Consider the following 8,246-nt stretch of genomic DNA (forward strand, 5'->3'; position numbering starts at 1 on the left):
TGACGTCGACGGGCGGCACCCAAAGCGTGGTCAGCCCACCCACTTCACCTCGGATGCCCTGCCCCCCTTCGCGTATGCCGGCTCCGCCGCGGGGCCCGGTGATGTACCAGGGCCCGTCTTCAAACGGATCTTGCCCAGAGCACGAACGACGCGAGAGTGACCGCTGCCTCGTAGGAGGTGGCGGCGGTTCGTCCTGACGGTGCTGTCCCCTTTTCGGCCGGTGGCGGCGGCGTGCTAGATGCGGGCACTTGAGCTACTGGAGCCAGCCGAACCTCCCCACTGCCACTCAGGGAGTGCGGTCGAGCACTGACTGAAGCTTGTCCCGTAATTGATCTCCAGCCTCAACGTCGTGGGGGTCGTCGGGCGTTGACGTCCGCCCTTCGGACCAGGGGTGGCCTGTGGGGACGCGTTCTTGCCATGATCGCCTGGTGGACGATGACCAGCGCATACACCCCTCGAAGGTGGCCGACGACCGTGCGTCGCTCACCTCGTTCCTCGACTACCAGCGGGCCACCCTGGCCATGAAGTGCGCGGGTCTGACCGGCGAACAGCTGAAGCAGAAGGCGATCCCGACCTCAGGACTCACGCTCCTGGGCCTGGTGCGCCACGCGGCCTCCGTCGAGCGGAGCTGGTTCCGCTTCATCGTGAACGCCGAGGACGTCAAGACGCCTTGGCCCGGCGAGGTCGACGGCACGTTCGCCGAGTTCCACGTCGAGGACGCCGACGTTGGCGAGGCGTTCGGAGTCTGGCGCGAGGAGTGCGCCCGTGCCCGTGCCGTCGCTTCATCCATCGATTCCCTCGACGACACCGTCAACTTCCGCGGTGAGACCATCTCGCTCCGCTACGTCCTCACCCACATGATCGAGGAGTATGCGCGTCACAACGGCCACGCCGACCTTCTGCGCGAAGCGATCGATGGAGCCGTCGGCGAGTAGATAGGAAAGCGTCACGGGGCCTAGCCGGCGAGCACCACGAGATGATCACATCATGGTTGCTGTGATCACTGCGTCGGAGCCTCCTGGATAGCCCCGCTCACCGAAGTGAGCCCGCGCTGCTTCTCCAAATCGATGACCGCACTGCGGCGCAAGGGAGCCGACGCGGTGCGGCCCTCCTCCGTCTGGCCCGCCAATGCATCAGCGTCTTGTTCGCCATGCTCCGCGACGGCACCAGCTCGGTCATCCGTGCTGCTCGGCGCCAGGGACCTCAGCACATCGAGGCAGGCTCCGATCGCGGGTTCGTGGCCTGCGTCGATCCGGGTGACGACCTCGATCGTGCGAGCGAGCGTGGGGTCGTCCACCGGCCGAGCGACAAGCGTGGGCGGGAGCTGAACCGCGGCCATGCGAGGGAGGACGACAGGGTGGCCGCCGCTCGCCGCGAGGGCGATCATGGCGTTGAAGTCGGAGCAGGTGTGTTGTATCTGCGGGGTGAATCCCGCCGACCGGCAGGCGTGGAGGACGGCTGCGCCGCAGGCGGTGTCCGCGGGGGCTGTGATCCACGGCGTGTGTGCGAGGTCCCGCAATGCGACGGGAGATCCTTCTGCGGCGGCCGCGGGGTGATCACGTTGGACTACGGCGACCAGCGGATCGACATGCAACTGGTGGGTCTCGACGCCCAGGGGCACGGGATCAGCGAGGTTTGTGTAGCGGTAGACCAGCGCGAGGTCGACGCGTCGCTGGAGCAGCAGGCGCACGGCGAGTTCCGGTTCGGCCTCGGTGATGTGCAGGCTCATCCCGGGGTGGGCGTCTTCCAGGGCCTGGCTGAGTGGGGCTGCCAGCGGAGCGAGGGCGCTGGGGAAGGCGGCGAGGTGTAGTGGCCCGACCGGCTCCGTGGCATGGCTGCGCAAGCGGCGTTGCGCGCGTTCGAGGGCGTCGAGCACGTGCTCCGTGTCTTCGGCCAGCCGGTGCCCGGCAGGCGTCAGGTAGATGGACCGGCCCGTGCGTTCCAGCAGGCGGGAACGGGTCTCCTCCTCCAGGAGCCGGAGCTGCTGCGAGACGGCAGAGGGAGTGACGCCGTGCAGCTCCGCCACAGCGGTCACGGTGCCGTACGCGGCCAGATCGCGCAGGAGGACCAGTCGTCGAACATCGAGCATTAGTTCAGCTTAAAGGAATGATGTACCTGATGTAGCTGGACAGAAACAACCTCATGCGACGACGCTGGTCGGCCTGCCCCACCCCTTTCACAGCATCAGGAGTCCTCGCATGCGCGCCACCGTGATCCATGGACCGCACGACATCTGCATTGAGGAGGTCCCGGACCCCCGCATCCAGCACCCCGCGGACGCGGTGGTACGCGTGGTCAGCGCATGTATCTGCGGCAGCGATCTCTGGGCCTACCGCGGAGTGGCCTCGCGCGTGGCCGGGCAGCGCATCGGGCACGAGTTCCTCGGCGTCGTGGAGGAGGTCGGCTCCGAGGTCACCGGATTCACTCCAGGCGACTTCGTGGTCGCGCCGTTTGTCTGGTCCGACGGCACGTGCGACTACTGCCGGCAGGGCCTGCAGACCTCCTGCCCGCACGGCGGGTTCTGGGGAGAGGTCGGATCCGACGGGGGCCAGGGGGAAGCGGTCCGTGTGCCCTACGCCGACGGGACCCTCGTGGAACTGCCCCGGGACGCCGTCACCGACGAAAAGCTCCTCCCCGGTCTGCTGGCCCTCTCCGACGTGATGAGCACCGGACACCACGCCGCCATTTCGGCGCGGGTCCGTCCCGGAGCCACGGTCGCCGTCGTGGGCGACGGAGCGGTCGGCCTGTGCGGCGTGCTCGCCGCCCGCCGTCTCGGCGCCGACCGGATCATCGCGCTCGGCCGCCACCGGAGCCGCACGGACATCGCTCGCTCGTTCGGCGCCACCGACGTCGTCGCCGAGCGCGGCGAGGCAGCGACCGAGGCGATCCGGGAGATGACCGGCGGCCAGGGCGCACACGCCGTACTCGAGGCCGTCGGGACGGAGGAGTCGATGCGTACCGCCATCTCCCTCACTCGCGACGGCGGCGCCGTGGGCTATGTCGGCGTACCGCACGGCGGCAGCGCCGGCGTGGACATCGGCCAGATGTTCGACCGCAACATCACTCTGGCAGGCGGCGTCGCCCCGGCGCGCGCGTACATACCTGAACTGCTCGCCGACGTGCTGGCCGGCGTCATCGATCCCGCTCCGGTCTTCGACCGCACCATCGACCTCGACGGCGTGCCGGACGGCTACCGCGCCATGGACGACCGGTCGGCGCTCAAAGTGCGCATCACCTTCTGAACAGCCCCAAGGAGAAGAAGTTCATGAAGATCGTCATCGCCGGCGGGCACGGCCAGATCGCCCGGCGCCTGGGCCGACTGCTCACCGCCCGAGGTGACGCTGTCGTCGGGCTCATCCGCAACCCTGCCCACGGCAACGACCTGTCGGACGACGGTATGCGGCCGATCGTCTGCGACCTGGAGGCCGTGACGTCGGACGACGTCGCTGCGGTACTGGTGGGAGCTGATGCAGTGGTCTTCGCTGCCGGCGCCGGCCCCGGCAGCGGGGCAGCCCGGAAATACACCGTCGACCGTCAGGCCGCCGTACTTCTGGCCGAGGCCGCCTTGCAGGCAGGGGTCCGACGGTACGTGATGATCTCCACCCGTGGCGCCGGCAGTCCGCCCCCGGCTCACGCGGACGAGGTCTGGGCCGCCTACGTGCACGCCAAGACCGCCGCCGACGAGCACGTCATGGCACAGGACCTCGACTGGACCATCCTTCGCCCGGCAGCCCTCACCGACGATCCCGGCACCGGCGCGGTGCGTCTCACCGCGGAGCAGAGCGTGGGCCAGGTCACGCGCGACGACGTCGCCGAGGTCTTGGCGGCCCTGCTCGTCACACCTGCCACCGCAGGGCTCGTCCTGGAACTTGCCCAAGGATCTGAGTCCGTCGCCGAAGCGGTGGCACATGCCGCGAACAACCGCACGGGTCAGCCCTGCCCGTGACCCGCGCCCGACTTCCGACTGCTACGCGCGGCGGGCCGGCACCGAACATGACCTTCTCTCGCAACTCGCAAGCGACTCGTACCCCCGATCCGCCCGAGAACCCGCCCCGCTCACCCCGAACGGACGGAAGGCGGGATGACCGGCACACCCTCCGCGGCCGGTGCGCCCGGACGCGGTAGGTCCTGCAGTCGGGTGGACCGCCGGCCGTGGTGAACCCGGGCAGGCGCGGGGCGCCGTGGCGTTCATGGAAGCGATTCACGAGGTGTACGCGTCGGAGCCGGGTCTGGTGGTCGTCGACATGGCGACGGCCGACGACCAGACCTCGTTCGCCTTTCATACGGCGCTGGCCTCGGTGTGGGCGGCGACTGCGGTGGAGCGCACGAGCGGGGACCCTGGCCAGCCCGGGGTCCGCCTGCGCTGCCAGCTGAGTGCAGGCGGCCACGAGATTGGCGACCAGCGGCTCGTGCGGATGAGCCTGCTCGGGCGGCGCGGCAAAGCCGACGAAGCCTTTGAAGTAGCTGCGGAACTTGGCGGCGGCCTCCCCGAGTGGGCCTTGTCCCCGGTGTGCGCACAGACCTGCGCGTCCTCGACGAAGCGAGCGATCAGCCGCGCACCGCGCTGCCAGGTACCCGCCACATCCCGTAGCTTCTCAGGGGAGCCGTGGAATCGGTCACTCAGACCGCCGGCGCTTACTGCTCGCACCACGCGGTGTCGCCGACGACCTCCGGCAGCTCCTGCCCCAGCCCCAGAAAGCTTTCCGAGCAGTCCGCTGCGGGGTTGCCCATGCTGTAGGTCAGGTCCACCTGTTTGCCGAGAATCGCGGCGGCGATGCTGCTTTCCTGCGCCATGAGCTCCCGGCAGGCACGCATCAGCCCCTTGCCGGTCTCGCCCATCGCGTAGGCACTGAGCCAATCTGGTCGAGCGTCGTGGCCCCCGCAGGCGATGGCGGTGTCCCGGGTGCCGACCATGACCTTGTCCACCATGGTCATGGACGCCTTGATCATGCTCTCCACGATCAGTTTCAGGTCCGGTGACAGCCCCACACGCGCCCCCCAGCACTCACTCGCCCGGCACCAGGGTGATCAGATCTCCGTTCTAATCCGTGAACTCGGGTGCTGGAGCGGTCGGTGTCGCAGCGCCTGGTGGCGTTCGCGCGCAGCGTGGCCGGGGCGGGCGAGGAGGGGCAGGACGCGCTCGCTGTACGAAGCCGCCGGCCGGCCCATGAAGCCCTACCGCGGGGCGGCGAACCCCGCCCTGGTACGCGCCGCGCTCGAAGCCGGCGGTGACGTGCCCGTCGAGGCGGAAGGGCCGGACTCCAGCAGCATGGTCCACCTGGTCGCCGCGATCGGCTTCGGGGCGCAGGAGGGTCGGGGCGGACGCGCTGGCCGAGACCCTCGCCGCCTCCGGCATGTTCGACCTGACGGTCGAGGACTGGGCGCAGGCACTCGGCAAGGTGGAAAGCGGTGAAGGGCCGCCGGTGGACTGGGGGCTGCTCCAGCAGCACGCGGACACCGCGTGACCAGTGAGACGGGCCAGCGACGAGGAGCTGGTACGGGCGCGGGAGGTACTGGTCGGCCTGCGCGGGTGCTACGGGCTGTACATGCTGCACGGACTGCTCCTGCCGGACATCCCCGCACAGGCCGCACTGCGGCAACGGATCGACGCCTGGGGCATGTTCCCGGTGGGCCTGGACCACGTGATCGCCATCAGCCCCTCCCCCCGTGCAGTTCGCCGAGTCCCTGGCGATCTGCACGGAGCCGCTCTTGGAGAGCCTGTGCGAGACGCTGATGGAGCAGCTCGGCGACGACCCGGACATCTTCAGCCTCCCCGGCGACGCAACCGGGCCCGTCGGATTCGGCGAGACCTGGATGCGGACCGTTCGCGAACTGTCGTCCTCAGGGCGAGCGGTGAGCGGCAGCGAAGATGACGATCCTGGTGAACGGGCGTCGGTACAGCCGGATGACGTGGTGGCGCCGCAGCCTGGGTGACTGCCGCGCTTGTCGGCGGTACCGCAAGACCGGTGACGTGAGTGAAGGTCGCGGAAACAGTGTGCGTCGTGGTCCGGCCGGACAATGATGAACACCGTTGAACACGCGTAGGGCCGGGAGTGGATGTGGGCGGGGAGTCTGATAGGCGTGAAGCGGCACTCACCGAGCTGCGCAAGCGATTGGAAGACGCGCTGGCCCACGCAAAGCTGACCAAGACGCAGCTCGCGGCCGGAGCGGCACTGTCGCGCACGACCGTCCAGGCTGCCTTCAAGGACGGCGGTCCTGTTCCGTCCGCCGCGACGGTCGCGGCGCTGGCCGGCAAGCTGGGCCTGTCGGACGAGCAGAAGCGGGAGTTGCTTCAGCTGCGCCGGACAGCGGCAGGCAAGACCGCCAGCCCTGTGCGTGTGCGGGATGAAGGGCTCGGCAAGCCGGTCGAGCAGTGGGATCCTCACGACCTGGAGGTCCATTCCGCCGGAGGCCCCACCACCACAGCTGGCGCGGGTGCCCGGGAGCAACGGGCGCTGCCCGGCTATGTGCGTCGCGCCCACGACCGTACTCTGGCCGACGCGGTGGGCGAGGCGGCCGAAGGGCGCAGTGGCATGCTGGTGCTGGTCGGCTCGTCGTCGACCGGCAAGACGCGGGCATGCTGGGAGGCCGTCCAGCCGCTCGCCGCCAAGGGGTGGCGGCTGTGGCACCCCTACGATCCGACCCGGGCCGAAGCCGCGCTCGCCGACCTCGATCGCGTGGGGCCCCGCACGGTGGTGTGGCTCAACGAGGCCCAGCACTATCTCGGCCATCCCGAGGCCGGCGAGCGCATCGCGGCCGCACTTCGCACTCTGCTCACCCACACCGACCGCAGGCCGGTCCTCGTCCTGGGCACCTTATGGCCCGAGTACGCCGACACCTACACGGCCCTTCACCATCCTGGGGAGCCTGACCCGCACAGCCAGGTCCGCGAACTCCTGACCGGGCGCACCGTCAACGTCACCGTCCCCGACGTTTTCGACGAGGAGGCGCTCAAGGCCGCCTCCGCCCTGGCCCGAGACGGTGACCCGTTCTTGGCGAGCGCCCTCACCCGCGCCCGCGTCAACGGACGGGTCACCCAGGACCTTGCCGGGGCACCGGAACTCGTGCGCCGCTACGAGCACGGAACCCCGCCCGTCAAAGCCCTGTTGCAGGCCGCGATGGACGCCCGCCGCCTCGGCGTCGGACTCCACCTTCCCCAGGCCTTCCTCATCGATGCCGCCACCGACTACCTCACCGACGACGACTACGAGCAGCTCACCGAGAACTGGGCCGAAGCCGCCTTTGCTGCCCTCGCCCGTCCCGTCCACGGCAAACAAGCCCCGCTGCGCCGCACCGCCACCCGGCCGCCACGTCTCCCTGCACCGGCCGCGCCGGTTGCCCCAGCGTCAGGACCGGTGTTCCGCCTCGCGGACTACCTCGAACAGCACGGCCGTACAACGCGCCTAGCCCTGTGCCCACCGGCCTCCTTCTGGCACGCAGCCCACACCCATCTCACCGACCCCTACGAACTCACCAGGCTGGCCCGCGCCGCCGACGACCGGCAGCGCCTGCAATGGGCCCACCACCTCTTTTGCAAGCTCGCACCCCACAGCCCGGATGCCCTGCTGGGGATTGCCGCAATACGGAGCGCCGTCGGGGATCGGGAAGGCGCCCAAACCCTCTACCGGCAAGCCGCCGGCGCCGGCGACACCCGGGCCATGATCATCCTCGCGCAAGGACAGGACGAGGCCGGGGACCATGAGGACGCCGACTTTCTGGCCCGACGAGCCGTCGAGGTTCGCGCGCCGATTGTCCTGGTCTTCCTCGCGAGAGCGCGGAACAATGCCGGGGACCATGAGGGCGCCGAAACCCTGGCCTGGCAGGCCGCCGACGTCGGCTACCCCGAAGCCCTGACCGACCTGGCGCAAATGCGGGAGCAGGCCGGGAATCCGGAGGGCGCCGAAACCCTGGCCCGATATGCCGCCGACGCCGGTCACCCGAGAGCCCTGACCGGCCTGGCGCGAATGCGGGAGCACGCGGGAGACCCGAAGAGCGCCGAAACCCTCTACCGGCAGGCCGCCGACGCCGGCGACACCCGTGCCCTGAGCGGCTTAGCTCGGATGCGGGAGCAGGCCGGAGACCCAAACGGCACCGAAGCCTTGTGCCGGCGGGCGTGGGACGCAGGCGCCCCGGAAGCCCTGACCGGCCTGGCACGGCTCCGGGAACTGGCCGGAGATCCGGAGGGCGCCGAAACTTTGGCCTGGCAGGCCGCCGCTGCCGGGGACATGGGTGCCTTCCTTGATCTA

General features: G+C 69.8%; 6 protein-coding genes and 2 pseudogenes. 6 read left to right on the forward strand and 2 right to left on the reverse strand.

Annotated features, from left to right (window positions below; translation table 11 throughout):
* Positions 1 to 428 precede the first annotated feature (428 nt).
* Positions 429 to 935 carry a DinB family protein gene (locus JK361_RS40155; protein WP_201828114.1) on the forward strand — a complete coding sequence of 169 codons (507 nt, stop codon included), beginning with the start codon at positions 429 to 431 and terminating at the stop codon, positions 933 to 935.
* 275 nt (positions 936 to 1,210) lie between these two features.
* Here the strand turns inward: JK361_RS40155 and JK361_RS40160 are convergent.
* Positions 1,211 to 2,089, reverse strand: a pseudogene (locus JK361_RS40160) (LysR family transcriptional regulator); the annotation flags it as partial.
* A gap of 109 nt (positions 2,090 to 2,198) precedes the next feature.
* Between JK361_RS40160 and JK361_RS40165 the strand changes: the two are divergent.
* The 3 genes and pseudogenes from JK361_RS40165 to JK361_RS41910 form a co-directional block, all read left to right on the forward strand.
* Positions 2,199 to 3,242, forward strand: a complete 1,044-nt coding sequence (locus tag JK361_RS40165) for a zinc-dependent alcohol dehydrogenase family protein (RefSeq protein WP_201828118.1) — start codon at positions 2,199 to 2,201, stop codon at positions 3,240 to 3,242.
* A gap of 23 nt (positions 3,243 to 3,265) precedes the next feature.
* Positions 3,266 to 3,946: an NAD(P)H-binding protein gene (locus tag JK361_RS40170; RefSeq protein WP_201828120.1), complete on the forward strand. Its 681-nt coding sequence runs from the start codon at positions 3,266 to 3,268 to the stop codon at positions 3,944 to 3,946.
* A gap of 298 nt (positions 3,947 to 4,244) precedes the next feature.
* Positions 4,245 to 4,313: pseudogene (locus JK361_RS41910) on the forward strand (DUF6207 family protein); the annotation flags it as partial.
* 322 nt (positions 4,314 to 4,635) lie between these two features.
* On the opposite strand, the gene JK361_RS40175 reads toward JK361_RS41910, so the two are convergent.
* Entirely contained in the window at positions 4,636 to 4,950 is a 315-nt protein-coding gene (locus JK361_RS40175) for a hypothetical protein (protein ID WP_201828122.1), read from the reverse strand.
* 717 nt (positions 4,951 to 5,667) lie between these two features.
* Between JK361_RS40175 and JK361_RS40180 the strand changes: the two genes are divergently transcribed.
* Both JK361_RS40180 and JK361_RS40185 read left to right on the forward strand, forming a co-directional pair.
* A complete protein-coding gene (locus JK361_RS40180; RefSeq protein ID WP_201828124.1) occupies positions 5,668 to 5,934 on the forward strand; it encodes a hypothetical protein in 267 nt (88 codons plus the stop codon).
* 125 nt (positions 5,935 to 6,059) lie between these two features.
* Positions 6,060 to 8,246, forward strand: a 2,187-nt coding sequence (locus tag JK361_RS40185) for an ATP-binding protein (RefSeq protein ID WP_201828126.1), incomplete at its 3' end; no start/stop codon positions are given.

The sequence above is a fragment of the Streptomyces musisoli genome (assembly GCF_016741855.1).
GTDB classification, from domain to species: Bacteria; Actinomycetota; Actinomycetes; order Streptomycetales; family Streptomycetaceae; genus Streptomyces; species Streptomyces musisoli.